This is a genomic window from Tessaracoccus yangjingae, from assembly GCF_055326235.1.
In genome coordinates this window covers 481748-508056 of sequence record NZ_JBUZNN010000001.1, presented here as the reverse complement: position 1 = coordinate 508056, position 26309 = coordinate 481748, and the positions used below count along the sequence as shown (strand labels likewise).

Below are 26309 nucleotides of genomic sequence, written 5' to 3'. Positions count from 1 at the left end.
GTCCTTCAGTCAGGTCCGGGGTACGCGCAGGGACGACGGCATGCATGCGCGCACGGAAACGTGCGCGCGCCGTCGCACACGCGTGTTCCTCCCATCCAGACTCTGACTGTCGGTCTCGGAGTTCCACCGAGTCAACCCTTTGGCCCGGCTGGGCCGCGGGGGTCGCGGACTATCACCGCCGGTTCGGACTTACACCGACCCCGGAACACGTTTGGGTCGATGGTAGCACCACGCTCGCGGGCGGCTTTCAGCCCTTCCAGAACACGGAGCCCACCACGTCCGAGGCGCGGCGCATCAGCCGGCGGGTGTCGTCGACCAGCTGCGACGACTCCCTGGGGCCGTAGCCGAGCAGCACCGAGGTCGCGGCCAGCTCGCGGACATCCGACGGGAGGGCGTCGCTCGCACGGCCGCGCACGAGCATGATCGCGTCGCGCAGCCGGCTCGCCCGCACCCAGGCCTCCTCCAGCCGGACGGCCTGCGCCTCCTCCAGCAGCTCGAGCCGGGCCAGCAGGCGCAGGGCCCCCAGGGTGGAGGTGGTCCGCAGCCCGGGGTGCGCGTGCGCGTGCTGCAGCTGCAGCAGCTGGATGGTCCACTCCACATCGGACAGGCCTCCGGGGCCCAGCTTGAGGTGCCGGTCCCGGGGCACCCCCTTCGGGATGCGCTCGGTCTCCATCCGCGACTTCAGCTTGCGGATCTCGGTGACCTGCTCGGGCCTCAGCCCGCCGACGGGGTAGCGGAAGCCGGCCAGGCCGTCCAGCACCTCCTCCGCCAGCCGCAGCTCCCCAGCGCCGGGCCGGGCGCGCAGCAGCATCTGTGCCTCCCACGTGGAGGCCCACTTGGCGTAGTAGGTGGCGTACGAGGAGACGGTGCGCACCTGCGGCCCGCCCTTGCCCTCGGGGCGGAGGTCGGTGTCGACCACCAGCGCCGGGTCGGGGCCGGGCTTGCCGATGATGTCGGCGAGGTGCCGCACCAGCTCGGTGGCACGCGTGAGGTCCTCGCCCTCGACGCCGTCGGGGACCACGAACATGCAGTCGGCGTCCGAGGAGTACGACATCTCGCGGCCGCCCCACCGCCCTAGGGCGATGACGCCCACCTCGGGGGCGTCCACCCGGCGGCGCGCGAGGACCAGGCCGGCGTCGATGGTGGCCGAGGCCAGGTCGCTGAGCGCCACCTCCACGGTGGCGAGGTCGGCGTCGCCGAGGACGTCGCTCAGCGCGATCCGGCAGAGCTCGGCCCTCCGCAGCGCGCGCACCGACGCGATGGCCTTGTCGAGGTCGTCCTGGCGGCTGGCCGCCCGGCCCATCGCCTCGGTCAGCTCCTCGGCCGCGCGGGGACGGAGCTCGTCGTTGCCGGCCAGCATGTGGATGTGGTGCGGCGCCCGCTTGAGCAGGTTCACCACGTAGCGGCTCGACGACGCGATCCGGGCCAGCCGGTGTGCCATGTAGCCCTCGTCGCGCAGCGCCCGCAGGTACCAGGCGCTGCTGCCCAGTGCCTCGGAGAGCTGCCGGAAGGAGAGGAGGCCGAAGTCCGGGTTGGGGCCCTCGGCGAACCACTCGAGCATCGCCGGGAGCAGCTGGCGCTGGATCTCGGCGCCGCGGTCCGTCCCGCGGGTGAGCGCCTGGATGTGCCCGAGGGCCGCCTGGGGGTCGGCGAACCCGAGGGCCCGCATCCGGGTCTTGGCGGCGTCGGGGGTGAGCTTGAGGCCGTCGGTGGGCACGTGGCTGACCGCGTCGAGCAGGGGCGAGAAGAAGATCCGCTGCTGCAGCCGCCGGACGCGGCGGGTGGAGTCCCGCCACCGCGCCTGCAGCTCCTCGCCGCTGAGGCCGAGGGAACGGGCGATGTGGCGCACGGCCAGCTCGTCGTCGGGCACCAGGTGGGTGCGCCGCAGCCGCCTCAGCTGGACCCTGTGCTCCAGCACCCGCTGGAACCGGTAGGCCGCCGCCATCTCCGCTCCGTCGGCGCGCCCGATGTAGCCGCTCCCCACCAGCGCCGTCAGCCCGGTGAAGGTGCCCCGGACCCTGAGCCGCTCGTCGGCCCTGCCGTGCACGAGCTGCAGGAGCTGCACGGAGAACTCGGTGTCGCGGAGGCCGCCCGAGCCGAGCTTGATCTCCTTGTCGGCCTGCTTGGCCGGGATCAGCGAGATCACCCGCTCGCGCATGGCGCGGACCTCGGCGAGGAACTCGGGCCGCTCCCCCGCCTGCCACACCATCGGCCACACCATGTCGACGAAATCCTGGCCGAGCGCCTGGTCACCGGCGGCGGGCCTGGCCTTCAGCATGGCCTGGAACTCCCAGTTCTTCGCCCACTTCTCGTAGTACGTGCGGCAGCTCGCCAGCGTCCGCACCAGCGGGCCCGCCTTGCCCTCGGGCCGGAGCGCCGCGTCGACCTGCCAGATGGTGCCCTCGGCGGTGTGCGCGGAGCACAGCCGGGCCTGCGCGGCCGCCAGCCTGGTGGCCACGGTCAACGCCTCGTCGGCGCCGATGCCCTCGGCCGGCTCGGCGATGTAGATCACGTCGACGTCGGAGATGTAGTTGAGCTCCTGCGCCCCGGTCTTACCGAGCGCGAGGACGGCCAGCCGGGCCTTCTCCCACCCCGGCACCTCGGCGCGCGCGTGCGCCAGCGACATCTCGAGCACCGCGTCGGCCACGTGCGCAAGCTCCTCCGCCACCTCGTCGGCGAGGGCCAGGGAGTCCGGCGCGGTGAGGTCGCGCACGGCGATCTCGACGAGCGCCACCCGGTTCGCCAGCCTGAGCGCGTCCGCGGGTCCGCGCGCCACACCGTCCTCCAGCCCCACTCGGGCCGCGAAGAACTCCTGCCAGCCGGCGCGGCCCCGGCGGCGGGGCGGCTCCCGGAGGGCCTCGATCTCCTCGGGATGCCGCACCAAGGTCTGGGCGAGCGCCGTCGATCCGCCCAGCACCATGACGAGGCGGTGCAGCCAACCCTCGTCGACGGCGACGCGGGCGATCAGGTGGGGCGCGGCCTCGGCGATGCGGTCCAGTGAGTGGAGGGCGAGGTCGCGGTCCGCCACGGGCTCGAACACGTCGAGGTCCACCGGCGGCTCGCCGTCGATCCGCTGCTGCCACCGCTCCCAGACGCGCGCGCTGGCCGTCGCGGAGTCGAATCCGCGCCGGGCGAACTCGCCGGTCTGCGACTGGTACCTGGTCACCCGCTCAGAGTATCGACGCCCGGCCCGGCGCGCGGGCGTCACCCGCAGGCGGCTCGGCGCACTCGGAACCGGAGGCCGGCGCCTCCGCCGCGGGAGGCGCGTCCAGGCACTGGTTATCCTGGGGCCACCATGTTCAAGCCCACCCCGACGGTCGTCGCGGCACTGCGGGAGCGCCTCGGCCCCGATCCTTCGCTCGACGCCGAACTGTCCAGGCGCCGGCCGGACCTCACCGGGCTCCTGCTGCGCGCCGCCGCAGACCCCGCCCCCCTCGGCCGCGACCTCACGGCCGCGGTCTGCCGGGCGGGATGCGGGCTGCTGGGCGAGCGGCATCCGGGGGCGTCGATCGAGGTGCGGGTCCCCCCGTTCGCGGCGGTCCAGATCGGCTTCGACACCGGGCCCAGGCACACGAGGGGCACCCCGCCCAACGTGGTGGAGATGACCCCGGACACGTTTGTTGGCCTCGCCGTCGGGCGCATCCCGTGGGACGAGGCCCAGCTCAGCGCCTCAGGCGTGCACGCCGACGAGGCGGCCCGCGCCTTCCCCCTCTAGCCGCGACACCGACGGCCCGCGTCACATCACGCGGATGTGGCGCTCCAGCTCCCACGGCGTGACCTGCTTGCGGTAGGCGGAGAACTCCTCGTGCTTGTTGCGCAGGAAGTACTCGAAGACGTGCTCGCCGAGGGTCTCGGCCACCAGCTCGCTGTCCTCCATCAGGCGCAGCGCCTCGTCGAGGTTGCGGGGCAGCTCCTGGATCCCGATGGCCTGGCGCTCGCGGTCCGTGAGGCGCCACACCTCGTCCTCGGTCTCCTCCGGGAGCTCGTACTCCTCCTCGATGCCCTTGAGCCCGGCGTTGAGCAGCACGGCGTAGGCGAGGTAGGGGTTGACCGCCGCGTCGACGGCCCGGTACTCGATGCGCGCCGACGACGTCTTGCCCGGGGTGAACTGCGGGATCCGGATGAGCGCCGAGCGGTTGGCGCGCCCCCAGCACGCGTACGACGGCGCCTCGCCGCCGCCCACCAGTCGCTTGTAGGAGTTGACCCACTGGTTGGTCACCGCGGTGATCTCCGGCGCGTGCCGCATGAGGCCCGCGATGAACTGCTTGGCGGTCTTCGACAGGTTGTACTCGTCCGAGGCGTCGTAGAAGGCGTTGGTGTCGCCCTCGAAGAGCGACATGTGCGTGTGCATGCCGGAGCCCGCGTGCTCGGAGAACGGCTTGGGCATGAACGACGCGTGGATCCCCTGGCTGACCGCCACCTCGCGGATCACCACCCGGAAGGTCATCACGTTGTCCGCCATGGTCAGCGCGTCCGCGTAGCGCAGGTCGATCTCGTGCTGCCCGGGCGCAGCCTCGTGGTGGCTGAACTCCACCGAGATGCCCATCTGCTCCAGCATGGTGATGGCGTCGCGGCGGAAGTCGGTGCCGTCACCCAGGGTGGTGTGGTCGAAGTATCCGCCGTCGTCCAGGGGCACCGGCGGGGTGAGCGATCGGAGCAGGAAGAACTCGATCTCGGGATGGATGTAGAACGTGAAGCCCATCTGCCCGGCCTTCTGCAGCGCACGCTTGAGCACGTAGCGGGGATCGGCGAAGCTCGGGGAGCCGTCGGGCAGCTTGATGTCGCACAGCATCCTGGCCGTGGACCGGCCTGCCTGCCGCCACGGCAGCACCTGATACGTCGACGGGTCAGGGTGCGCCACCATGTCCGACTCGAAGACGCGCGCGAAGCCCTCGATGGCCGAGCCGTCGAAGCCCACGCCCTCGGAGATGGCGCCCTCCACCTCGGCGGGGGCGATGGCTACGGACTTCAGCGAGCCCAGCACGTCGGTGAACCAGAGCCTGACGAACCGGATCCCCCGCTCCTCCATCGAACGCAGGACGAACTCAGTCTGCCTATCCATGGCGCCCAGTCTGCCCGCACTTTGTTTCAGCCGCATGACGAACCGCGCGGAAACAGCCCACCGCGCCCGCTCCCGCGGCGGCGCCCGGGCGGGGCCGCCCGCCCGGGCCCGCGCGCGGGTGGATACCGCCTGACCAGCGCCTACTATTGGCCCATGGCAGAGCCCGGCTGGTACGCAGACCCGACGGCGCCGCAGGGCCGGCGCTACTGGGACGGGCAGCGCTGGATGGAGACCGGGCACTCCCCCCGCAGGGGGCCGGGCGCGGCGCTGTGGCTGCTGATCGCCCTGGTGGTCATCGGCGGGGTCATCGCGGCCATCATCATGTTCCCCGCCGGGTCCAACCCCTTCGCCGCCACCCCGGAGGACAACCGCTCCGCCCGCCCCACCGGCACCCAGTGGAACGAACTGGTGCCCACCGAGACGCCCAGCCCCACGCCCATCGAGACCGGCTTCGGGCAGCCCATCGAGTGCCCCACCGCCGACGACTACCCCCGCAGCGAGATCCGCGACGGGCGGCTGCACGGCGGAGGCCTGTCGATCGAGCCGCCGTCGGGCTCGCGCTGGGAACAGAACTCCGCGTGGATCGACTGGCTCTACGAGTCCAACGGCATGACCCGAGACATCGCCCTCGGGTGGATGAGCAACGTCAACGTCGGCTACATCAAGGTCTCCGACGGGTTCTCGCCCGTGATGAGCACCGCCGCCGAGCAGTTCGTCACCTGCATGGCCTCCTCCGGCATGTTCCTGGGCTTCGAGCGGCGCGAGCTGCTCATCAACGAGGACTACGTGGTCTCGGACCGGATCGGATGGCGGCTGACGTCCAACATCTTCGTCGGCAACATGGCGGACCAGGACATCGAGGGCGACGTGGTGGACATCATCCTGGTGCCCACAGACGACAAGGACCGCTTCGCCGTCTACGTCTCGTGCGTGACCATCGGCCATGACGAGAACCGGGCCGAGGTGGACGTGTCGCTCAACTCCCTGCGCTTCGACGGGTAGCCGGGCCTTACGTAGACTTGACCACTGTGAACCCAGTGACCCCGCACGACATCACCCCCCAGCGCGACGTGCCGCGCAGCATCCCCCGCCCCGAGTACGTGGGCCGGCCCGCGCCGAAGCGTTACACGGGCTCACACGTGCAGCCGCCCGAGGTGATCGAGAAGATGCGGGTGGCGGGCCGGATCGCGGCGGAGGCCATGTACGAGGCCGCCAAGGCCATCGCCCCCGGGGTCACCACCGACGCGCTCGACGCCGTCGCGCACGAGTACATGCTGGACCACGGCGCCTACCCGTCGGCGCTCGGCTACCGCGGCTTCCCGAAGTCCATCTGCACCTCCGTCAACGAGGTGGTCTGCCACGGCATCCCGGACCTGCGCCCGTTGGAGGACGGGGACCTGGTCAAGATCGACGTGACCGCCTTCAAGGACGGCGTGCACGGGGACAACTGCGGCACGTTCTTCTGCGGCGACGTCGACGAGGAGTCCCGGCTCCTCACCGAGCGCACGCAGGAGGCGCTCAACCGCGCCATCAAGGCGGTCCGCCCGGGGCGCCCGATCTCCGTCATCGGGCGGGTGATCGAGTCCTACGCCAAGCGGTTCGGCTACGGGGTGGTGCGGGACTACACCGGCCACGGGGTGCACACCACGTTCCATTCGGGCCTGGTGATCCTGCACTACGACGAGCCGCGGATGGACACCGTCATGCAGCCCGGCATGACCTTCACCATCGAGCCCATGCTCACCCTGGGCACGCACGAGACCGACCAGTGGGACGACGACTGGACCGTGGTCACCACGGACAGGTCGCGCGTGGCGCAGTGGGAGCACAGCCTGGTGGTCACCGAGACCGGCGCCGAGGTCCTGACCCTCCCGGGTTGGGCCGCATGAGCGTGCGCCACGTCTCCAGCCGTCTGGAGGTGACCGTCGGCGCGCCGGCGGACCTGGTGTTCTCCGTCGCCGTCAGCACCGACTATCCGGAGGTCGAGGAGACGCTCACGTTCCGCGCCGGCGACGAAGAGGTGGAGGCCGAGGAGCTGATCGCCCCCTCCGGGAGCCGCCTGCACCGCCTGCGCGGCGTCCCCGTCGGCCCCCTGACGGTGGACTACACGGCAGACGTCCTCGCGCCGGCCCCCGAGTCGCCCATGCAGGGCATCGACGAGATCCTCTACACCCGGCCGTCGCGGTACTGCGACTCGGACCGGCTGGCCAACCTCAGCCACACGCACTTCGCGGGCCTGACCGGGTTCGAGCTGATGAGCGCGGTCACGCAGTGGGTGCGCACCAAGGTGATCTACCGGCCGGGCTCCAGCCGCGTCGTCGACGGCGCCCTCGAGACATACCTCAGCCGGGCCGGCGTCTGCCGCGACTCCGCCCACCTGGTGGTCGCCTTCCTCCGGGGCGTGAACATGCCAGCGCGCCTGGTGTCGGTCTACGCGCCCGGCCTGGTCCCGATGGACTTCCACGCCGTCGTCGAGGCCTACTGGAACGGCACCTGGTACCTGCTGGACGCCACCGGGCTCGCGCCCCGCACGTCGATGGTGCGCATCTGCACCGGCCGCGACGCCGCGGACACCGCGTTCATGACCACGCTGGCGGGCCGCACCACGCTCAGCCGCCTCACGGTGGACGCGACGGTGGACGGGGACCTGCCCTACGACGACAACTTCAGCTTCAGGACGCTCACCTGAGGGGCCTCGTCGCCGTCCATGGGTAGCACGTCCACGCCCACCGACAGCCTCGACGTGGCGGCCTCGGTCACGATCACGCCGCGGAGCGGGCTGACGTCGGCGAAGTCGCGGCCCCACGCGGTGACGATGTAGCGGGAGTCCGCGAACTGCCCGTTCGTGGGGTCCACGTCCACCCAGGTGCCGTTGGGCGCCAGCACGGAGATCCAGGCGTGGGACGCGTCCGCCCCCTCCAGCTTGGCCTGACCGGGCGCCGGCACCGTCTCGATGTAGCCCGAGACGTAGCGGGCGGGCACCCCCAGGGACCGCAGGATGGCGATCCCCAGGTGGGCGAAGTCCTGGCACACGCCGGCCCGCAGCTTGAGCAGCTCGTCGACGGTGGTGCGCACGGACGTGACGCCCGGCCGGTAGGCGAAGTCGCGGCGGATGCCCATCGTCAGCTCCACGAGCGCCTCCCCGAAGCCCAGGCCGGGCGCGAGGATCGTCTCGGCGTAGGAGGCCAGCTTCTCCCGCGACGCCACGGCCACGTGCTTCGACGGCAGGGCGAACATCGCCCGGTCGAGCCGGAACGCGGCGTTGCCCACCGTGGCGCGCTGCGCCGAGGCGAGCGTCCACTGGTTGAGCGACTCCACGTCCACCTCGGGCCAGGCCACGTCGACGATGGCCTCCTTGACCACGTCGAGGTGCGTGTGGGGGTAGTGGATCTCCAGGTAGTGGCTGGTGTTGCCGAACCGGTCCACGTGCTCGGTCTGGAGCAGGGGGTGGGGCAGCACCTGGGTGCCGTGGGCGCGGACCCGCTGCGAGGCGGTGTCTCGGGGGGTGAGGAACCCCCGCTCGTAGCACAGGGTCACGGCCTCGGGGTACTCGTAGCTGGTGCGGTGCTTGACGAAGTAGCGGCGGGGCGCCAGGTTCTCCGGGAGTTGCCTCATGCGTCCTCCCCCAGCATCGTCCCCGCGCTCCACTCGCTGAGCGTGGCGCGCCGCGGGGCGGACCTGGTGAGGTGCCTCCGCGTGAGCTCGTCGGAGACGGCCCGCAGCTCCGACAGCTCGGTCCGGGCGAAGCCCGCCACCAGGGCCCGGGGGCCGGCGAACAGCCCCACGACGTCCGCGCTGACGAACACCGCGACCAGGTCCGCGGCGCGGGCGGCCAGCTCCTCGTCGCCGATCAGCCGCAGGTCCTCGACGAGCCGGTCGAGCTGGTAGGCCACCGAGCGGGGGTTGGAGCGGTCGCAGATGAGCAGCTGGGTGGCGGCCAGGGCGGGCCTGCGCGGGCCCTCGCCCGAGGCGGACCGGCGGCGCTGCGTGATGAGGGATTCGCCCATCTCGAGGACGGCGTCGGCGAGCTGGTTCTCCACGACGGCGGCCCGGTCCGCGCCGAGGGTGTGCTCGACGACGGCCAGCATCCGCTGGGCCCGCTCGATCCTGACTCCGGCGTCGACGAAGGCCCAGGTCACGTCGCGGGTGAGGCTCTCGTTGTTGATGCCGGCGATTGCCAGGGTGCCGGCCACCAGGTCGTCGAGCACGCCGGCGAGGTCGCGGCGCCTGCCTGCCTCGCCGAGGAGCCTGCTGAGCTGGCTGAGCACGTGCCAGAGGTCGCCGGACATGATGTCCGGCACCTCCTGGGCGGCCTCGGTCAGGCGGCGGACGGCGTGCGCGACGGATCCGCGGGCGGAGCCGTCGACCACGGCGGGGCGCAACCGCTTCAGCGCACCGCCCACGTCGCGGCTGGACAGGTCCAGGTCGGTGATCCCCTCCCCCGCCGCCAGCACGGCGGCGAGGACCTGACCGCCGCGCGAGGCGGGGCTGCGGCCGTGGTCGTGCGCGAGGTCGACGGCGAGGCGAAGCAGCCGCACGGTGCCGTCGGCGCGCTCGGTGTAGCGCCCGAACCAGTAGAGGTTGTCCGCGACACGCGGGGCCAGGGTGGCGACGCGCTGGATGGCGATGGGGCCGCCGTCGAACGTGGGGGTCCAGGTCTCCTGAACGTCCTCCGGGTCCAGCACCCAGACGTCCTTGGTGAGTGCCCCGCTCATGGTGGTGATCCGGAACCGGTCGTCGCGGGCCACGCGGGCGAGCCCGCCGGCGAGGATCTCGTGGGAGTGGTCCACCTGGGCCGCGAAACAGCGCAGCACCACGCGCCGGGGCTCGAGGGCGTCGTCGGTGACCACCGGCGTGGTGGAGAGGTCCAGCGGGTCCTGGCCGCACCAGGCCCAGGGCTCCGCCGCGATGCGGGCGGCGAGCTGGTCCTTCTGCGCCGCCGCCAGCTCCCACCCCGCGAGGGTCGCGGCGCCGAGGCCGCGGCTCAGGGGCTTGAGCAGCAAGGTGTCAAGGTTGGTCAGGACGTGGCTGCGCTGCGCGTCGTCTCCGCACCACCACGTCTGTGCCGAGGGCAGGAGCAGCTCCTCCCCCAGCAGCTGCGGCGCGAGCGCGGGCAGGAGGCCGAGGAGCGCCGGGTTCTCCAGCACGCCGCTGCCGAGCGGGTTGAGGCTGGCGACGTTGCCCAGCCTGGTGGCCTCCAGCAGGCCCGCCACACCGAGCTGGGAGTCGCTGCGGAACTCCAGGGGGTCGCACAGGTTCGAGTCGACGCGGCGGAGGATGACGTCGACCAGCGCCCTGCCCTCGGGCGAGTTGACCCACACCTGCCCGTCGCGGAGCACGAGGTCCTCGGCCTCCACCAGCGCGTAGCCGAGGAGGGTGGCGAGGAAGCCCTGCTCGTAGGCGGTCTCGCCGCCCGCGCCGGCCCACAGGAGCACGCCCTTGGGGGTGTGTCCGGCCCGCGGGGCCAGCTGCTGGAGGCCGGCGCGCATCGCGGAGAAGTAGCTGCGCAGCCGCGCGGGCCGGGCGTCGTGGTGGAGGTCCGCCATCACCCGCGACGTCAGCCGCCGGTTGGCCATGACGTAGCCCATGCCCGACGGAGCGTCGGTGCGGTCGGCCAGGACGGTCCAGGCGCCGGTACGGTCGCGGCCGAGGTCGACGGCGGCCAGCGGCAGCCAGGCGTGCCCGGGCATGTGGATGCCGCTGGCCTGGTGCAGGAACCCCTGGTGGCCCCAGACGATCTCCGCGGGCAGGGCGCCGGAGGACAGCAGGCGTTGTTCGCCGTAAAGGTCGCGCAGCACCAGCCCAAGGAGGCGGGTGCGCTGCTTCAGTCCCGCCTCGAGGGCGTCCCATTCGTCGGCGCCGAGGATCAGGGGGAGGGGGTCGACCACCCAGCTCCGCCGCGACTCGCCGCCGTAGAGGATGCCCTCGTCCTCGACGAGGCGCTGGATCTCGCGGCCCGCGGCCTGCAGCCCAGGCAGGCCGAGCGACTCGATCACGCCGTGCAGCAGCAGCTGGTCCGGCCTGGCCCCGGAGGTCAGCTCGTCCCAGCCGCCCGCCGCCCGGCGGCGGTAGTCCGCCAGCTCGGTGGTGGGTGCTGCCTCCGCTGTCACACGGCAACCCTAGTGGCTGCCGGGCGGGGCGGGAACCTGTGCTGCTGGCGGACGAGTCGGCCGGTAAGCCGGATTCTGTCGACGGATGATCATCTATCTAGGCCCGCCGTCGCCGACGGGCTCATGCAACCTACCCGGATGCCTCGCGCGAGCAGCGCTCAAGTGGCGTCCGCGGCCGGCCTGGGCCGGCCTTCTTGGTCTTGCTCCGAGTGGGGTTTACCGAGCCGCTCCGGTCACCCGGAGCGCTGGTGGTCTCTTACACCACCGTTTCACCCTTACCTGTCTCCAGGCGGTCTGTTTTCTGTGGCACTGTCCCGCGGGTCACCCCGGGTGGGCGTTACCCACCACTCTGCTCTGTGGAGTCCGGACTTTCCTCAGCCACCGAAGTGGCCGCGATCATCTGGCCGACTCGTCCGCCCACCATCCTAGCGCGGGGATCAGTTCGGCCGCGACAGCACCACCTTGCCGGACCTCACGTCCACTTTGTCGACGCGGACCCGGATCTCGGAGCCCACCTCCTTCTGGGACGCCTTCACCCGCAGCTCGACGGCGGGGTCCGGCACCTGCACCGTGCCCATGCCCGTCTTGGGGTGGACGTCGGTGACCACGCCCACCAGGATCCGGCCCACGTCGGCGCGCAGCACCAGCGCCTCGGCGAGGTCCAGCACGCCGTTCTCGTAGGCCCGCGCCACCCGCCCGGACTCGGCCATCTCGGCCGGCAGCGCGTGCAGGCCGTCGCGGGCCCATCCCGGCACCTCGAGCCCGTTGAGGAGGCTGTGGCACACCTCGAGGACGTAGCGGTCGACGAGGCGACGCAGCGGGGCCGTGGTGTGCGCGTACGGGGCGGCGAGCGCCGAGTGCTCGAGGTGGGCGTCCGGGACCTCGCCGTCGAAGGCGAGGTAGCCGGCGCCGCGGAACAGCATGGTGCACCGGGTGAGCACGGCCAGCTCGCGCGGGTTGTCCGGGGAGAGCGACCGCACGAACTCGGGGTAGCTCATCGACCGGGGCCAGGGCACGCCCAGGGTTCCCGCCGCGCGGCGGAGCTTCTCCAGCGACCAGTCCTCGGCGGGCGGCAGGGTCCGCAGGATGCCGATCCCGCCGTCGAGCATGATGCGGGCCGCGGCGAAGCCGGTCAGCAGGGAGATCTGGGCATTGTGGTCCTCCACCGGGACCATGTGCCGGAACTCCAGCTCCCATGAGCCGTCGTGCTCCACGATCTCCTGCTCGGGCAGGTTGAGCGAGACGCCGCCGCGTTCGATCTCGAGCCGACGGCGGAGCTCGCCCACCTCGGGCAGCAGCGCGACGCTGGGGTGCGGCTCGCCGCGGTCCAGGTCGCGCTGCACGCCTTCGTAGTTGAGCTTGGCCCGGCTCAGCACCATGGCCCTGGTGAGGGAGACGTCGATGAGCTGCCCGGACGCGTCGAGACGGTGCTCCCAGAGCATCGCGGGGCGGGGGGCGCCGTCGGCCAGGAGCGACGCCGCGCCCTCGGCCAGCACCGCCGGGTGCAGGGGCACGCGGGCGCTGGGGGCGTAGAGCGTCTGCCCGCGCCGGTGCGTCTCGGCCTCCAGCGCGGTGCCCGGGCGCACGAAGTGGGCCACGTCGGAGATGGCATAGCGCACGAGGTATCCGTCGCCGTCGCGCTCGATCTGCAGAGCCTGGTCCAGGTCGGTCGAGCTGGCCGGGTCGATGGTGACGAGCTCGATGTCGGTGCGGTCGACGTGTGCCGAGGGCGGAAGCTGGGCGGCCACCTCGGCCTCGGCGAGCACCTCGCGGGGGAACGATCGGGGCAGGTCCAGCCGCTTCTGCAGCGTGATCAGCGCCTCGCGCACCTCGGCCGGGATATCGCGGATGTCAAGGTGCGTCGAGGGCATCAGAGACCGGACTCCTCGGTGCGCACCAGTATCCGGTCGCACTCGGCGCAGCGCAGCACCATGTTCGCCGGCGCCCGGCGGTAGGTGTCGAGGTCGGAGACGTTCAGCTGGAGCTGGCAGCCGCTGCAGCGTCCCGCCTTCAGCGCCGCGGCGCCCAGGCCGGAGGACGCCCGGTACTTCTCGTAGACCGCCAGCAGCGGGGCGGGCACCAGGGCCGCGATGGGCGCGCGGGTCACGCTCAGGTCCTTGGCCTCCTGGCTGAGGCGGGCCACCTGCTCGTCGCGGAGGGCCACCTCGCTGCGCAGGCGCGTCTCGATCTCCGTCTTGCGGGCCGCGATGCGGTCGCGGCGGGCCGCCGCGTCCTCCAGGCGGGCCATGCACTCCAGCTCGTCGTCCTCGAGGTCGGAGATCCGGCGCTTGAGGTGCTCCACCTCGTCCTGCAGCGAGCGCAGGATCTTGCCGTCCGTGACCGAGCCGTCGACGATGCGCCTCTCGTCGCGCTCGAGGCGGGCGCGCACCGGTGCAAGGTCCGCCTCGGCCTTGGCCACCGCCACCTGCAGGTCGTCCACCTCGGTCACCGCGAAGATGAGCTCGTCGGTGGCCTGCTGCCGGGAGGCCATCAGCTCGGCGATGGCCTTGTGCTGCGGCAGCGACCTGGCCGTGTGCTGGACCCTTGCCACCTCGGCATCGAGATCCGCGAGCGTGAGCAGCGTGCGTTGATCGACAGGGTCAGCGAGCATCGGACGGTCCTTATCCAGTTGGGTGCCGCCCAGGATACCGGCTGGTGATGGCTGAGGACTCAGAGCGCGAGACGCGTCTTGACCTTCTCCGCCAGCGTGTCGGCGATGCGGCGCGCCTGTTCGTCCGAGGGCGCCTCGACCATGACGCGGACCACCGGCTCGGTGCCGGAGGGCCGCAGCAGCACGCGGCCGGTGTCGCCCAGCTCCCGCGACGCGGCGGCGACGGCCTGCTGCACCCCGGTGTCGATGCCGGCTCGCAGCTTGTCCACGCCGCGCACGTTGATGATGACCTGCGGGAGCACGGTCATCACTGAGGCCAGGTCCTTCAGCGTGCGGCCGGTCTTGACCATCCGGGCCGCCAGATGCAGGCCCGTCAGGGTGCCGTCGCCGGTGTTGGCGAACTCGTTGATGATCACGTGCCCGGACTGCTCCCCGCCGAGCGCGAACCCGTTGGCGTTCATCGACTCCAGGACGTAGCGGTCCCCCACCTTCGTCTGGTCCACCCGGATGCCGTGCGCGCGCATCGCGTTGATGAGGCCCAGGTTGCTCATGACGGTGGCCACCAGCGTGTCCGAGTGGAGGCGGTGCTCCTCCTTCATGGCGATCGCGAGGATGGCCAGGATGTGGTCCCCGTCCACGACGTTGCCCTCGTGGTCCACCGCCAGGCAGCGGTCGGCGTCCCCGTCGAGGGCGATACCGAGGTCCGCCCCCTCCGCCCGGACGCGCGCGATGAGGTCCTCCAGGTGCGTCGAGCCGCAGTCGCGGTTGATGTTGAGGCCGTCCGGCTCGGCGTGGATGGCGATGACGCGCGCGCCCTGGGCGGCGAACGCCTCGGGCGCGGTGGCCGCGGCCGCGCCGTTGGCGCAGTCCACCACCACGGTGAGCCCCTCGAGCGAGGCGTCCTCCCCCAGCGAGCCCACCAGGTGCGCCACGTACCCCTCGACGGCGCCCATGTCGCTGCGGATGCGGCCCACGTCGCCGCCGACGGGGCGGTCCCAGTCCTCGCCCATCCGGGCCTCGATGGCGTCCTCGAGATAGTCGTCGAGCTTCACCCCGCCCTTGGAGAAGAACTTGATGCCGTTGTCGGGCATGGGGTTGTGGGACGCGGAGATCATCACGCCCAGGTCCGCGTCGAACGCGTTGACCAGATGGGCCACCCCGGGGGTGGGCAGCACGCCGAGGCGCACCACGTCGACGCCGGCAGAGGCAAGGCCCGCGATGACGGCCGCCTCGAGGAACTCGCCGCTCGCGCGAGGGTCGCGGCCGACGAGGGCCACGGGGCGGTGCCCGGCGAAGGCGCCGGCCTCACCCAGGATGTGCGCCGCCGCGACGGAGAGGTCGAGCGCCAGCTCGGCGGTCAGTTCGCTGTTCGCGACGCCACGGACGCCGTCGGTACCAAAGAGTCGTGCCACGCACGAGACAATACAGTCGGCCAAACCGGCCCGACGAATCGCCCCGGGAAGCGGAAAACGCCCACCCCCGTCGAGGGGATGGGCGTTTCCGAAGCGGCTGGGGTCAGCGCTTGCTGTACTGAGGAGCCTTGCGGGCCTTCTTGAGACCAGCCTTCTTGCGCTCCTTGATGCGGGCGTCGCGGGTCAGCATGCCGGCCTTCTTGAGGCCCGGGCGCGAGGCCTCGGTGTCGATCCCGTTGAGGCAGCGGGCCACGCCGAGGCGCAGCGCGCCGGCCTGACCGGTGATGCCGCCGCCGTGGATGCGGGCGATCACGTCGTAGGAGCCGTTGACGCCGGCGACGACGAACGGGTCGCTCACCAGCTGCTGGTGCACCTTGTTGGGGAAGTAGTCCTCGAGGGTGCGGCCGTTGATCGTCCACGTGCCGGTGCCGGGGACGATGCGCACGCGGGCGATGGCCTCCTTGCGACGGCCGGTGGCGGCACCGGGGGCGACGACGGCGGGGCGCACGTCGGAGCCGGCGGCGGCGGCCGGGTTGGCGTCGGAGCGGTACGCGATCTCGCGGTTCTCGTCGTCGACGAAGGGGGTGATCTCGTCGGCGGTGGTCTCGTCGATGTCAGTGGTGGTCATGTGCGTCTCGCTCTCGCTCACTGGGCGATCTGGGTGATCGCGTACGGCTGCGGCCGCTGGGCGGCGTGGGGGTGCTCGGGGCCCGAGTAGACCTTGAGCTTGCTCATCATCTGACGGCTGAGCTTGTTCTTCGGGAGCATCCCCCACACAGCGCGCTCGACGGCGCGACGGGGATCCTTCTCCAGCATCTCGCCGATGGGGACGGTGCGGAGCCCGCCCGGGCGGCCGGAGTGCGTGTAACGCATGGAATCGGTGCGCTTGCTGCCGGAGAGAGCGATCTTGGACGCGTTGACGACGACGACGAAGTCACCGGTGTCCACGTGCGGCGCGAACTGCGGCTTGTGCTTGCCACGCAGGAGGTTGGCGATCTGGACGGCGAGGCGCCCAAGGATCACGTTGTCGGCATCGATGACATGCCAGTCCCGGACGATCTCGCCCGGCTTTGGGGTGTACGTTGACACAATCCCACTTCCATTCGGTTTGCTAACTGATGGGGGTTGCCCGCCGACCGTGCCAGGGCAGGGTCGCAGAATGCGCGCAACAGCTGCCTAGCTTACGTCGAGGCGGCGTGGGCGGGCAAATCAGCTCCGGTGCCGGCGCCCCGCGCCACGAGGGCGATTTGCGGGGGTCCGCCCATTCTGCGCTCACGAGGGGTCTAACGTAAGGCCATGGCCTCAAAGACGAGTCCCCAGATCGCCGTCTCGGCACCCAGTGACGTCCGCAACGTCGTCCTCGTGGGGTCCAGCGGCTCGGGAAAGACAACCCTGTTCGAACATCTTCTGCGCGCCCGCATCGAGGGCTACCGCGGCGAGAAAGACACCCCCGAGAGGGGGGCATCGCTGACGCTGGCCTCGATCCCGACCAACGACGTGCAGATCAACCTCCTCGACGCCCCCGGGCACGCGGAGTACGTCGGCGAGCTGCGGGCGGGCCTCCGGGCCGCCGACGCGGCGATCTTCGTCGTCGCGGCCGGCGAGGACATCGACGCCGGCACCATCGCCCTCTGGCACGAGTGCGCGGACGTCGAGATGCCCCGCATCATCGCCATCACCAAGCTGGACCAGGGCCGCGCAGACTTCGACCTCATGGTCTCCGTGGTCCAGGACACGTTCGGCGAGAACATCATCCCGGCGCTCATCCCCCTCGACATCGGAGGGGAGAACGTCGGCAACCTGTCGCTGCTCAACAAGCGCGCCCACGACTACTCGTCGGGAAGCCGGGTGTCGCGGGACGCCACCGAAGAGGAGCTGGCGCTGATCGACGACCGCCGGGCGCCGCTCCTCGAGGCGATCATCACCGAGGTGCAGGACGAGGACCTGATGGAGCGCTACCTCGAGGGCGAGGAGCTCGCGGCTGAGGAGGTGCACGCGGCGCTGCTGGCCGCCGTCGAGTCGGGCAGGTTCTTCCCCGTGCTCCCGGCCCACACCACGTCGGACAAGGGCACGGAGGAGCTGCTGCGCTGGATCGAGCGCGGGTTCCCCGCCCCCGCGTCGCACCACATCCCGCCGATCACCACCCCCAACGGCGCCACGCTCCCGGCGCCGTCGTGCGACCCGGACGGCCCGCTCGTGGCGCAGGTGATCCGCACCACGTCGGACAACTTCGCCGGCCGCACCAGCCTGGTGCGCATCTTCAGCGGCTCGCTCAAGGTCGACGACGTGGTCCACGTCTCCGGCCACCGTGAGCTGTTCGGCGGCGAGGCCGATCCCATGCACCCCGATCACGACGACGACGAGCGCATCGGGCCGATGAGCGTCACGCTCGGCGGCGAGATCGTCGCGAAGCCCGTGGCGATCGCGGGTGAGATCGTCGCGGTCACCCGGCTCTCGAAGGCCGAGACCGGGGACACCCTCTCCGATCCGGTCCGGCCGGCGCTGCTGCCGCCGTGGGCGCTGCCCTCGCCGCAGCTGCCGGTGGCCATCCACGCCGCCAGCCGCGGCGACGAGGACAAGCTCGCCTCGGCGCTGCACCGCCTCGCGCTGGAGGACCCGACGGTGCACCTCGAGCGCAACGCCGACACCGAGCAGCAGCTGCTCTGGGTCATGGGGCAGGCCCACAAGGACCTGCTGCTGTCGCGGCTCCGCGAGCGCTACCAGGTGGGCTTCCAGGAGGAGCCGGTGCGGGTGGCGCTGCGGGAGACGTTCGTGTCGCCGTCGAAGGGGAAGGGCCGCCACGTCAAGCAGTCCGGCGGGCACGGCCAGTTCGCCGTCTGCGACATCGAGGTGGAGCCTCTCCCCCGCGGCGGCGGCTTCGAGTTCGTGGACAAGGTGGTAGGCGGCTCGGTCCCGCGCGCCTACATCGGCTCCGTGGAGAAGGGCCTCGAGCAGCAACTCGCGCACGGCACCACGTTCGGGATGCCCATGGTGGACGTGCGGGTCACCCTGTACGACGGCAAGTCGCACTCCGTGGACTCCTCCGACATGGCGTTCCAGGTGGCCGGCCAGCTCGCCCTCCGCGACGCCGCCGGCCCCGGGAAGGTGGGGCTGCTGGAGCCCATCGACCGGGTCAGGGTCACGGCCGGCGACTCGTTCATGGGCGCCGTCCTGACCGATCTCGCCGGCAGGCGGGCCCAGGTGCAGGGCAGCGACCTCGACGGCCACGGCCACGCCACCATCGAGGCCCTCGTCCCACAGAGCGAGCTTGTCAGCTACCCCATCGACCTGCGCGGCGTCGCGCAGGGCACGGGCAGCTTCACCCGCGAGTTCCACGGCTACGAGCTGATGCCTCAGGAGCTCTGGCCGAAGCAGTAGCACCAGGCGCCGTGCCGGCCGCGCGTCCCGCTCAGGGGCGCGCGGCCGGTCCGCGTCCGAGGAGTCCACGGGCCGCGTCGAGCAGCGCGTCGGCCACGTCCCGCTTGCTGCCGGAGGCCTCCGCGATCACCTCGTCGCGGGCGTCGAGGAACAGCAGCCGGTTCTCCGCCACCTCGAAGCCCTTGTCCCAGCCCACCTCGTTGACGGCGAGCAGGTCCACGTCCTTGCGCCTGCGCTTCCTGACCGCCCGCCGCAGCAGCTCCTCGCCGGTGGCCGTCTCGGCCGCGAACGCCACGACCAGCTGCCCGGGGCGCCGCCGGGCCGCCAGCCCCGCGACGATGTCCTCGTTCTCGACCAGGGTGAGCACCGGTGGGGCGCCCGCCTCCTTGGTGAGCTTGCCGTCGGAGACCTCGGCCACGCGGTAGTCGGCCACGGCTGCGGCCATGATCACCAGGTCGGCCGCCTCGGCGAGCTCGCGCATCACCGCGGACAGTTCGGCGGCCGAGCCCGCCTCCACGATCTCCACCCCAGGCCGCCGTGCGTCCCGGAGGACCTCGCCGTCGATGTTGCAGGCGGCGAGCAGCACGCGCGCCCCACGGTCGGCCGCGGCGACGGCGAGCGCCACCCCCTGGCGGCCGCTGGAGCGGTTGCCCAGGTAGCGCACCGGGTCGATCGGCTCCCGGGTCCCGCCTGCCGAGACGGCCACCGTCACGCCGCCGAGGTCCGCCGGCGCTGGGGTCAGGAGCCGCACGGCGGCCGCATGGATGTCCTCCGGCTCGCTCATCCGGCCAGGCCCGGAGTCGCCGCCGGTGAGGGGGCCGTCGGCGGGCCCGACGATGTGTACGCCCCGCGCGGCGAGGGTGGCCACGTTGGCCGCCGTCGCCGGGTGCAACCACATCTCGGTGTGCATGGCGGGCGCGATGAGCACCGGCGCGCCGGTGGCGAGCAGCGTGGTGCCGAGCAGGTCTGAGGCGAGCCCGGCCGCCATGGCGGCGATGGTGTTGGCGGTGGCGGGCGCGACCACCACCAGGTCCGCGCGCCGGCCGAGCGCCACGTGGCGGACCTCGGGCACGTCGTCGTGCACGGAGGTGGTCACCCGGTTGCGCGAGATGGCCTCCCACGTGGGCCGCCCGACGAACCGGAGCGCGTCGTCGGTGGGGACGACGTGCACCTCGTGCCCGTCGAGCACGAAGAGGCGGACGAGCTGAACTGCCTTGTAGGCGGCGATGCCGCCCGTGACTCCCACGACGATGACCATGCGCCCGATTCTCCCAGGCAGGGGGCCCGCGGCACAGCCGATCGGGGTTCGCGCCGAGGGTACTGTTCCAGGCATGTGCACAGTGGTGATCCGGGTGCCCGAGCCGGGCACGGGCCCTGTCCGCGTGCTGGCGGTCCGCGACGAGGACCCGGCACGCCCCTGGCGCCCGTTGGGCGCGTGGTGGCCACACCTCCCCCGCGTCCGCGGGGTGCTCGACGAGCTGGCCGGCGGCGCCTGGCTGGCCGCCGACGACGCGCGCCTGTCGGTGCTCCTCAACAGGGCCGGCGGCGCGGACGTGCCGGTGCCCACCTCGCGGGGGTCGCTCGTGCTGGACTCGCTTGCCGGGCTCCCCCTGCCCAGTCCCCTGACCACGCTCGGGTTCAACCTGGTGGAGGCCCACGCTGCCGGCGCGCGGGTCACGTCATGGGAGGGCGGGGAGCCGAGGATCGCGGACCTCAGCCCGGGCACGCACATGGTGGCCCACGACGACGTCGACGACCCGGGCACGCCGAGGATCGCGTCGTGGCTCCCGGCGTTCGCCGCCACCCCCACAGATGACGGGGCGTCCGGCCCCTGGTGGGAGGCGTGGCTGGGGGTCCTGGCGGAGTCGGCCGGGCTGGAGGCCACCGACGACCGCGCGATCATCCGCGACAACCGCCCGCACGGCTACCCCACCCTCAGCCTGCTCGTCGCCGTCGCCTCCCTGGACCCGTCCGGGGTGGCCGTGACCACCGGCACCCTCGCCAGGCCGGGGCGGTGGAACCACCCCGACCTGTGAGGGCGGGTGTCAGAAGATGGTGCCGTTGTCCACGATCTGCTTGCCGAACGGGAAGCACGTGACGGGGATCATCTTGAGGCTCACGTAGGCGTTGGCGATGCCGACGATGGTGAGGGTCTGCGCCAGGGCGGCGGCCACGTGCGCCAGGGCGAGCCACCATCCGGCGATGACGAACCACAGCACGTTCATGATCGCCGAGCCGGCGCCGGCCTCGGGTCGCCTCGTGACGCTGCGGCCGAACGGCCACAGCACGTAGTTGGCCATCCTGAAGGACGCGACGCCGGCCGGGATGGTGATGATGAAGATGCAGGCGATCACGCCGGCGACGAAGTAGCCGAGGGCGAGCCAGAACCCGCCGAAGACGACCCAGATGATGTTGAGCAGTGTGCGCATGTTTCTCCTTGTAGCGCGGCCGACACTGACAAGCGTATGCGCCTGGGCCAGGGCCCGTGGGGCGGGCGGCCCGAGGCCACTAGAGTGGTCCGGTGGATCCGTTGCCTCCCCGCCTGCACCGCGACGTGGTGAGCTTCGTGCGTCGGAGCGCCCGCATGAACGAGTCCCAGGCCAGGTCCTGGGAGCGGCACCGGGGCGCCTACGTCGTCGAGGTGCCCCGCGGCGAGCTCTCCACCTCCATCGCCGAGGGCGCCACCGTCGACTGGGCGGACGAGTTCGGGCGCCGGGCCCCGATCATCGTGGAGATCGGCTCCGGCGCCGGCGACTCGCTCGTGCCCATGGCCGCGGGCCGCCCCGGGGCCAACGTGGTGGCGTTCGAGGTGTTCGAGCCCGCCGTCGCCTCCACGCTCGGGAAGATCGACCGCGCCGGGCTGACCAACGTGCGGATGGTCGTCGCCGACGGCGCCCAGGGCCTGGAGCAGCTCTTCGAGGACGGCTCCGTCAGCGAGCTCTGGACCTTCTTCGCCGACCCGTGGCACAAGAAGCGCCACCACAAGCGGCGCCTCGTGGGCCCGGACTTCGCCGACGTGGTCACGGCCAAGCTCGTACCGGGCGGCCTGTGGCGGCTCGCGACGGACTGGGAGGACTACGCGCTGTGGATGCGGGAGCACCTCGACGACGCCCCGGGGCTCGTCAACGAGCACGACGGCTGGGCGCCCCGCCTGGCGGAGCGCCCGCTGACCAAGTACGAGTCGAGAGGGCTGGCGGCCGGGCGTCACGTCTTCGACCTGACCTACCGGAGGGTTGATGCGGCTCAGGATTGACCTCGCCTACGACGGCACCGAGTTCCACGGCTGGGCCACCCAGCCGGGGCTGCGGACCGTGCAGGAGGTCCTCGAGGAGAGGATCGGCCAGCTCCTCCGCCTTCCCGGGCAGCCCACGCTGGTGGTCGCCGGCCGCACCGACGCGGGCGTGCACGCCCGCGGCCAGGTCTGCCACGTCGACGTCCCCCTCCCGGAGGACGCGGCCGTCGTCGCCGAGCTCTACCGCCGGCTCCGCCGGGCACTCCCCAGGGATGTGACGGTCAAGTCCGTCCGCCGCGCACCCGAGGGGTTCGACGCCCGCTTCTCCGCGCTCTGGCGCCGCTACTGCTACCGCGTGATCGCCGCCGACACCCCCCCGGACCCGCTCATGCGCCGCCACGTCGTGCCGCTGCGCCACGGCCTGGACCTGGAGGCGTTCAACGGGGCCGCCGCGACACTCCTGGGCCTGCGGGACTTCGCGCCCTTCTGCAAGCCACGCGACGGGGCCACCACCATCCGCGATCTCCGGGAGCTCAGCGCCACCAGGCTGGACGACGGCACGATCGAGATCCATCTCCTCGCCGACGCCTTCTGCCACTCGATGGTCCGCTCCCTCGTCGGGGCGCTGTCGGCCGTCGCGGCGGGCCGGCGCGACCTCGCCTGGCTGGGGCAGGTGGCATCCTCGCGCGCGCGGCACGGCGAGGTGCTGGTGATGCCGGCCCGCGGCCTGACCCTGGAGGAGGTCGGCTACCCCGCCGACGAGGACCTCGCCGCCCGCGCCGTCGCCTCCCGGGCCGTGCGCACCCTGGAGGACGCGTGAGCCACTACTTCCACACCCCTGAGGGTCCGGTCAACACGCGCCGGATCACCGCCACCATCTTCGGCCACGACCTCACCTTCACCACGGCGGGAGGGGTGTTCTCGGGGTCGCGGCTGGACCCGGGGACCGCCATCCTGCTGCGCACCTTCGAGCCGCCCCAGCACAGGCATCTCCTCGACCTCGGATGCGGCTTCGGCCCCATCGCGGTGGGCCTGGCCGTGGCCGGGCCCGCGGTCACCGTCGACGCCGTCGACGTCAACGCGCTCGCCGTGGAGCTCACCGCGGTCAACGCCGCCGAGGCGGGCGTCGCGGACCGCGTCCGGGCCACCGCGCCCGAGGCCGTGCCCCCGGACACCGCCTACGCCCAGATCTGGTCCAATCCCCCCATCCGCATCGGCAAGGACGCCCTCCACGCCCTCCTCCTCACCTGGCTGCCGCGGCTCGCGCCCGACGGCGTGGCCCGGATGGTGGTGAGCAAGAACCTGGGCGGAGACTCGCTGCAGAGCTGGCTCATCGACCAGGGCTACCCCACGGAGAGGGTGGCCTCCGCCAAGGGCTTCCGCATCCTCGAGGTCTCCCCAGGGCGCTCGGGAACCGCCCCTTCGGCCTCCTGAAACCTCCCCGACGCCCGCGCGGCGTGGCAGGCTGAGCCCGTGGAAGGGAGCAGCATGCACAAGCCCGCCCTGCAGCTGACGTTCGACGCCGCGTCCCCCCGGACGCTCGGCCTGTTCTGGATCGAGGTGCTCGGCTACGCCGTCGATCCGCCCCCCGGTGGGAGCATGGGATCGACGGAGGACACGGTCGCCGCCTGGCTCGAGTTCCTCGCCGCCACCGGCCTCCCCGAGGAGCGCTGGGACGACGCCTTCGTGATCGTCGATCCCGACGGCGTGCGCCCCCGCATCTACATCCAGAAGGTGCCGGAGCCCAAGACGGCGAAGAACCGGCTCCACATCGACGTGCGAGCCGCGCCCGGCCTCCGCGGCGAGGAGCGGATGGCGGCCCTCGAGGTGGAGGCGGCACGCCTCGTCGCCCTGGGCGCGACGCGCGTCGAGAGGTTCGAGCCGGACCCGCCCATGAGCCACGGGTTCATCGTCATGCGCGACCCCGAGGGCAACGAGTTCTGCCTCGACTGACCCACGCCCACGGGTGACGATCAGGGGCCGACGCGCCGCCGACCTGGCGTGATGACCGAGCGATCCCCGGACTCCCCGGCATAGTTGAAGCACGAACTATCGTTCCGGCATAGGATGACACTGTCAGCGCGCCCCAGGCGCGAACCGTTCAGCTGAAGGAGTGAGCTATGACCTACACCCTCCCCGATCTCGACTACGACTACAGCGCTCTCGCGCCGCACATCGCCCCCGAAATCATGGAGCTGCACCACAGCAAGCACCATGCCGCCTACGTCAAGGGCATCAACGACGCGCTCGAGCAGCTCGCCGCCGCCCGCGAGAAGGGTGACCTGGGCGCGGTCAACAAGCTGAGCAAGGACGCCGCCTTCCACCTCGGCGGCCACATCAACCACTCGGTGTTCTGGAAGAACATGTCGCCCGAGGGCGGGGACCGCCCCGACGGCGAGCTCGCCGCGGCGATCGACGAGTTCTTCGGCGGGTTCGAGGGGTTCCAGAAGCACTTCAACGCGGTGGCCAACGGCATCCAGGGCTCCGGCTGGTCGATGCTGGTGTGGGACACCCTCGGCCAGCGGATGAACATCAACCAGCTGTTCGACCAGCAGGGCAACCTGCCCGCCGGGCAGATCCCGCTGCTGCAGCTCGACATGTGGGAGCACGCCTTCTACCTGCAGTACAAGAACGTCAAGGGCGACTACGTGAACGCCTGGTGGAACGTGGTCAACTGGGCCGACGTCACCGAGCGCTTCGCCAAGGCGAAGGCGGCCTCGGCCGCTCTGGCCTGACGCTCGGCCGCACGCGAAAGGGCCCCGGGGACGAATCCCCGGGGCCCCTTCGCGCGTGTCGGGCTCAGTCCAGCAGCGTGCGGTCCGAGAGGGCCGCGCCCTTGATCTTGGAGAACTCCTCGAGCAGGTGCTCGGCGGTGATGCTCTTCTTCGCGGCCTCGTCGACCTCGAGGACCACCCTGCCCTCGTGCATCATGATCAGCCGGTTGCCCAGCTCGATGGCCTGGTGCATGTTGTGGGTCACCATGAGCGTGGTGAGCCGGTGCCTGGCCACCGCCTCCCCCGTCAGGCGGGTGATCAGCTCCGCCCGGGACGGGTCGAGGGCGGCGGTGTGCTCGTCGAGCAGCAGGATCGACGGCTGCGCGTAGGTGGCCATGAGCAGGCTCAGCGCCTGTCGCTGACCGCCCGAGAGCATGCCGACGCGCATCTGCAGCCGGTCCTCCAGCCCGAGCTCCAGGGTGGTCAGCGCCTCGCGGTACAGCGCCCGCTTCGGCTTGGTCACCGCCATCCCGAGGCCGCGACGCTTTCCGCGCTCGAAGGCGATGGAGAGGTTCTCCTCGATGGTGAGGTGGGGCGACGTCCCGGCCATGGGGTCCTGGAACACGCGGGCCACCCACCTGGCCCGCCGGTGCTCGGGCATCTTCGTGACCTCGCGGTCGTCGATGAGTACCCGGCCGCTCTCGGGCAGGTACCTGCCCGCGACCACGTTGAGCATGGTGGACTTGCCCGCCCCGTTGGAGCCGATGACCGTGACGAAGTCGCCCTCGTGGAGCGTGAGCGTCAGGTTGTCGAGCGCGACCCGCTCGTTGACGGTGCCGGGGAAGAAGCGCTTGGTGACTCCTGCGAGCTTGAGCATCAGGCGGCCGCCCCTTCTGTGAGGGCCTTGGCGCGCCTGCGCTGCGACCGCAGCCGGCGCAGCGGCCCCCAGGCCGGAAGCACCAGGGCGAGCACCACGAGCACCGCCGAGACGAGCTTCATGTCGTTGGGGTTGAATCCATTGTTGAGCGCGATCTGGATGACGCCCCGGTAGAGCACCGAGCCGAGCGCCGCGGCCATGACGGCCTGCCACACCGCGGTGAGCCCGAAGATCGCCTGGCCGACGATGACCGAGGCCAGGCCGGCGACGATGAGGCCGATGCCCATCGAGATGTCGGAGAAGCCCTGGTACTGCGCCACCAGCGTGCCGCAGAGCGCCACGAGACCGTTGGACAGCATCAGCCCCACGATCTTCGTGGTCCCGGTGTTGATGCCCTGGGACTGGGCCATCAGCTCGTTGTCGCCCGTGGCCCGCATGCCCACGCCGTAGCTGGTTCCCAGGAACCAGTAGACGAGGGCGCCGATGACGAAGACGACGACGGCGAAGATCGCCACCGACGCCCACGTGCCCAGCACCCCGTCGGCGCGGAGGCCGGAGAACAGCGTGTCCTGCCGCAGGAGCGGCACATTGGCCTTGTTGCCCATGATGCGCAGGTTGATCGAGTACAGCGCGATCTGGGTGAGGATGCCCGCCAGCAGCGGGTTGATCTTCCCCCACACGTGCAGCAGCCCGGTGACGGCGCCGGCGATCATGCCGGCCACCACCCCCGCCGCCATCGCGAGCGCGATCGGGGCACCGCTCACGATGAGGATGGCGCAGGTGGCCGCCCCCGTCGTGAACGAGCCGTCCACCGTGAGGTCCGGGAAGTCCAGAACCCGGTAGGTGAGGTACACCCCCAACGCCATGACGGCGTAGAGGAGTCCGATCTCGAACGCGATGATCATGGGCTCAG

General features: G+C 71.8%; 24 protein-coding genes, 1 other RNA gene and 1 riboswitch. Of the genes, 11 read left to right on the top strand and 14 right to left on the bottom strand.

The genetic code is table 11. From position 1 onward, the window contains the following. Positions 1-79: 79 nt before the first annotated feature. Positions 80-212, bottom strand: a riboswitch (FMN riboswitch). A gap of 35 nt (positions 213-247) precedes the next feature. After that, positions 248-3166, bottom strand: coding sequence for a bifunctional [glutamine synthetase] adenylyltransferase/[glutamine synthetase]-adenylyl-L-tyrosine phosphorylase (locus ACZK5D_RS02390; protein ID WP_463664101.1), 2919 nt, complete (start codon positions 3164-3166; stop codon positions 248-250). A 129-nt stretch (positions 3167-3295) separates the two neighbouring features. On the opposite strand from ACZK5D_RS02390, the gene ACZK5D_RS02385 reads away from it, so the two are divergent. Continuing rightward, positions 3296-3715 carry a sterol carrier family protein gene (locus tag ACZK5D_RS02385; protein ID WP_463664100.1) on the top strand — a complete coding sequence of 140 codons (420 nt, stop codon included), beginning with the start codon at positions 3296-3298 and terminating at the stop codon, positions 3713-3715. Between the two features lie 21 nt (positions 3716-3736). Here the strand turns inward: ACZK5D_RS02385 and ACZK5D_RS02380 are convergent, their stop codons facing one another. Beyond that, positions 3737-5029, bottom strand: a complete 1293-nt coding sequence (locus tag ACZK5D_RS02380) for a glutamine synthetase family protein (RefSeq protein ID WP_458996565.1) — start codon at positions 5027-5029, stop codon at positions 3737-3739. Positions 5030-5215: 186 nt separating this feature from the next. Here ACZK5D_RS02380 and ACZK5D_RS02375 point away from each other — a divergent pair, with 186 nt between their 5' ends. From ACZK5D_RS02375 to ACZK5D_RS02365, 3 genes are read left to right on the top strand one after another with little or no spacing between them, the layout of a single operon-like run. Next, positions 5216-6064: a DUF2510 domain-containing protein gene (locus ACZK5D_RS02375; RefSeq protein ID WP_458994463.1), complete on the top strand. Its 849-nt coding sequence runs from the start codon at positions 5216-5218 to the stop codon at positions 6062-6064. A 26-nt stretch (positions 6065-6090) separates the two neighbouring features. Beyond that, positions 6091-6951, top strand: a complete 861-nt coding sequence (gene map / locus ACZK5D_RS02370; RefSeq protein WP_458994464.1) for a type I methionyl aminopeptidase — start codon at positions 6091-6093, stop codon at positions 6949-6951. After that, positions 6948-7751 carry a transglutaminase-like domain-containing protein gene (locus ACZK5D_RS02365; protein ID WP_463664099.1) on the top strand — a complete coding sequence of 268 codons (804 nt, stop codon included), beginning with the start codon at positions 6948-6950 and terminating at the stop codon, positions 7749-7751. Before map ends, ACZK5D_RS02365 begins: the two co-directional genes overlap by 4 nt. On the opposite strand, the gene ACZK5D_RS02360 is transcribed toward ACZK5D_RS02365, so the two are convergent. From ACZK5D_RS02360 to rplM, 8 genes are all read right to left on the bottom strand, one after another. Continuing rightward, a complete protein-coding gene (locus ACZK5D_RS02360) occupies positions 7715-8677 on the bottom strand; it encodes a transglutaminase family protein (RefSeq protein ID WP_463664098.1) in 963 nt (320 codons plus the stop codon). The genes ACZK5D_RS02365 and ACZK5D_RS02360 overlap by 37 nt on opposite strands. After that, positions 8674-11172, bottom strand: a complete 2499-nt coding sequence (locus tag ACZK5D_RS02355; protein ID WP_463664097.1) for a circularly permuted type 2 ATP-grasp protein — start codon at positions 11170-11172, stop codon at positions 8674-8676. Before ACZK5D_RS02355 ends, ACZK5D_RS02360 begins: the two co-directional genes overlap by 4 nt. A 48-nt stretch (positions 11173-11220) precedes the next feature. After that, positions 11221-11584, bottom strand: an RNA gene (gene rnpB, locus ACZK5D_RS02350) — RNase P RNA component class A. Positions 11585-11609: 25 nt separating this feature from the next. After that, a complete protein-coding gene (locus tag ACZK5D_RS02345) occupies positions 11610-13043 on the bottom strand; it encodes an RNB domain-containing ribonuclease (protein WP_463664096.1) in 1434 nt (477 codons plus the stop codon). After that, complete coding sequence (locus ACZK5D_RS02340) at positions 13043-13783, bottom strand: zinc ribbon domain-containing protein (protein ID WP_463664095.1); 741 nt, start codon at positions 13781-13783, stop codon at positions 13043-13045. Before ACZK5D_RS02340 ends, ACZK5D_RS02345 begins: the two co-directional genes overlap by 1 nt. A 59-nt stretch (positions 13784-13842) precedes the next feature. Beyond that, complete coding sequence (gene glmM, locus ACZK5D_RS02335) at positions 13843-15195, bottom strand: phosphoglucosamine mutase (RefSeq protein WP_463664094.1); 1353 nt, start codon at positions 15193-15195, stop codon at positions 13843-13845. Between the two features lie 103 nt (positions 15196-15298). Beyond that, entirely contained in the window at positions 15299-15823 is a 525-nt protein-coding gene (gene rpsI / locus ACZK5D_RS02330; protein ID WP_458994470.1) for a 30S ribosomal protein S9, read from the bottom strand. Positions 15824-15840: 17 nt separating this feature from the next. Then, positions 15841-16284 carry a 50S ribosomal protein L13 gene (rplM, locus tag ACZK5D_RS02325; protein ID WP_463664093.1) on the bottom strand — a complete coding sequence of 148 codons (444 nt, stop codon included), beginning with the start codon at positions 16282-16284 and terminating at the stop codon, positions 15841-15843. Positions 16285-16491: 207 nt separating this feature from the next. On the opposite strand from rplM, the gene ACZK5D_RS02320 reads away from it, so the two are divergent. Further along, positions 16492-18573 (top strand): elongation factor G-like protein EF-G2, encoded by a 2082-nt coding sequence (locus ACZK5D_RS02320; RefSeq protein ID WP_463664092.1) that lies wholly within the window; start codon positions 16492-16494, stop codon positions 18571-18573. Between the two features lie 31 nt (positions 18574-18604). Here ACZK5D_RS02320 and coaBC read toward each other — a convergent pair whose 3' ends face one another. After that, positions 18605-19831, bottom strand: a complete 1227-nt coding sequence (gene coaBC / locus ACZK5D_RS02315; RefSeq protein WP_463664091.1) for a bifunctional phosphopantothenoylcysteine decarboxylase/phosphopantothenate--cysteine ligase CoaBC — start codon at positions 19829-19831, stop codon at positions 18605-18607. A 73-nt stretch (positions 19832-19904) separates the two neighbouring features. Here coaBC and ACZK5D_RS02310 point away from each other — a divergent pair, with 73 nt between their 5' ends. Then, positions 19905-20609: an NRDE family protein gene (locus ACZK5D_RS02310; RefSeq protein WP_463664090.1), complete on the top strand. Its 705-nt coding sequence runs from the start codon at positions 19905-19907 to the stop codon at positions 20607-20609. A gap of 9 nt (positions 20610-20618) precedes the next feature. On the opposite strand, the gene ACZK5D_RS02305 is transcribed toward ACZK5D_RS02310, so the two are convergent. Beyond that, positions 20619-21002: a YccF domain-containing protein gene (locus ACZK5D_RS02305; protein WP_458994475.1), complete on the bottom strand. Its 384-nt coding sequence runs from the start codon at positions 21000-21002 to the stop codon at positions 20619-20621. A gap of 92 nt (positions 21003-21094) precedes the next feature. Here ACZK5D_RS02305 and trmB point away from each other — a divergent pair, with 92 nt between their 5' ends. The 5 genes from trmB to ACZK5D_RS02280 all read left to right on the top strand — a co-directional run bounded on the left by trmB (position 21095) and on the right by ACZK5D_RS02280 (position 24540). After that, entirely contained in the window at positions 21095-21826 is a 732-nt protein-coding gene (gene trmB, locus ACZK5D_RS02300; protein ID WP_463664089.1) for a tRNA (guanosine(46)-N7)-methyltransferase TrmB, read from the top strand. Next, positions 21807-22625 carry a tRNA pseudouridine(38-40) synthase TruA gene (gene truA, locus ACZK5D_RS02295; RefSeq protein WP_463664088.1) on the top strand — a complete coding sequence of 273 codons (819 nt, stop codon included), beginning with the start codon at positions 21807-21809 and terminating at the stop codon, positions 22623-22625. Before trmB ends, truA begins: the two co-directional genes overlap by 20 nt. Further along, complete coding sequence (locus tag ACZK5D_RS02290; protein ID WP_463664087.1) at positions 22622-23239, top strand: class I SAM-dependent methyltransferase; 618 nt, start codon at positions 22622-22624, stop codon at positions 23237-23239. The genes truA and ACZK5D_RS02290 overlap by 4 nt, the downstream gene beginning before the upstream one ends. A gap of 54 nt (positions 23240-23293) precedes the next feature. Beyond that, positions 23294-23758 (top strand): VOC family protein, encoded by a 465-nt coding sequence (locus ACZK5D_RS02285; RefSeq protein ID WP_458994479.1) that lies wholly within the window; start codon positions 23294-23296, stop codon positions 23756-23758. A gap of 167 nt (positions 23759-23925) precedes the next feature. Continuing rightward, positions 23926-24540: a superoxide dismutase gene (locus tag ACZK5D_RS02280; protein WP_463664086.1), complete on the top strand. Its 615-nt coding sequence runs from the start codon at positions 23926-23928 to the stop codon at positions 24538-24540. A 64-nt stretch (positions 24541-24604) separates the two neighbouring features. On the opposite strand, the gene ACZK5D_RS02275 is transcribed toward ACZK5D_RS02280, so the two are convergent. Together ACZK5D_RS02275 and ACZK5D_RS02270 are read right to left on the bottom strand one after the other, a co-directional pair. Continuing rightward, positions 24605-25396, bottom strand: coding sequence for an ABC transporter ATP-binding protein (locus ACZK5D_RS02275; protein ID WP_458994481.1), 792 nt, complete (start codon positions 25394-25396; stop codon positions 24605-24607). Then, entirely contained in the window at positions 25396-26301 is a 906-nt protein-coding gene (locus ACZK5D_RS02270; RefSeq protein WP_463664085.1) for an ABC transporter permease, read from the bottom strand. Before ACZK5D_RS02270 ends, ACZK5D_RS02275 begins: the two co-directional genes overlap by 1 nt. Positions 26302-26309: the final 8 nt, after the last annotated feature.

Bases quoted from the DNA above. Each gene is read 5' to 3' on its own strand.
- ACZK5D_RS02385 (WP_463664100.1), top strand. From the start codon at position 3,296: ATGTTCAAGCCCACCCCGACGGTCGTCGCGGCACTGCGGGAGCGCCTC.
- rpsI (WP_458994470.1), bottom strand. From the start codon at position 15,823: ATGACCACCACTGACATCGACGAGACCACCGCCGACGAGATCACCCCC.
- ACZK5D_RS02365 (WP_463664099.1), top strand. From the start codon at position 6,948: ATGAGCGTGCGCCACGTCTCCAGCCGTCTGGAGGTGACCGTCGGCGCG.
- ACZK5D_RS02345 (WP_463664096.1), bottom strand. From the start codon at position 13,043: ATGCCCTCGACGCACCTTGACATCCGCGATATCCCGGCCGAGGTGCGC.
- ACZK5D_RS02375 (WP_458994463.1), top strand. From the start codon at position 5,216: ATGGCAGAGCCCGGCTGGTACGCAGACCCGACGGCGCCGCAGGGCCGG.
- ACZK5D_RS02310 (WP_463664090.1), top strand. From the start codon at position 19,905: ATGTGCACAGTGGTGATCCGGGTGCCCGAGCCGGGCACGGGCCCTGTC.
- ACZK5D_RS02285 (WP_458994479.1), top strand. From the start codon at position 23,294: ATGCACAAGCCCGCCCTGCAGCTGACGTTCGACGCCGCGTCCCCCCGG.
- ACZK5D_RS02320 (WP_463664092.1), top strand. From the start codon at position 16,492: ATGGCCTCAAAGACGAGTCCCCAGATCGCCGTCTCGGCACCCAGTGAC.
- ACZK5D_RS02380 (WP_458996565.1), bottom strand. From the start codon at position 5,029: ATGGAGGAGCGGGGGATCCGGTTCGTCAGGCTCTGGTTCACCGACGTG.
- ACZK5D_RS02275 (WP_458994481.1), bottom strand. From the start codon at position 25,396: ATGCTCAAGCTCGCAGGAGTCACCAAGCGCTTCTTCCCCGGCACCGTC.
- ACZK5D_RS02305 (WP_458994475.1), bottom strand. From the start codon at position 21,002: ATGCGCACACTGCTCAACATCATCTGGGTCGTCTTCGGCGGGTTCTGG.
- ACZK5D_RS02270 (WP_463664085.1), bottom strand. From the start codon at position 26,301: ATGATCATCGCGTTCGAGATCGGACTCCTCTACGCCGTCATGGCGTTG.
- ACZK5D_RS02360 (WP_463664098.1), bottom strand. From the start codon at position 8,677: ATGAGGCAACTCCCGGAGAACCTGGCGCCCCGCCGCTACTTCGTCAAG.
- ACZK5D_RS02340 (WP_463664095.1), bottom strand. From the start codon at position 13,783: ATGCTCGCTGACCCTGTCGATCAACGCACGCTGCTCACGCTCGCGGAT.
- ACZK5D_RS02280 (WP_463664086.1), top strand. From the start codon at position 23,926: ATGACCTACACCCTCCCCGATCTCGACTACGACTACAGCGCTCTCGCG.
- coaBC (WP_463664091.1), bottom strand. From the start codon at position 19,831: ATGGTCATCGTCGTGGGAGTCACGGGCGGCATCGCCGCCTACAAGGCA.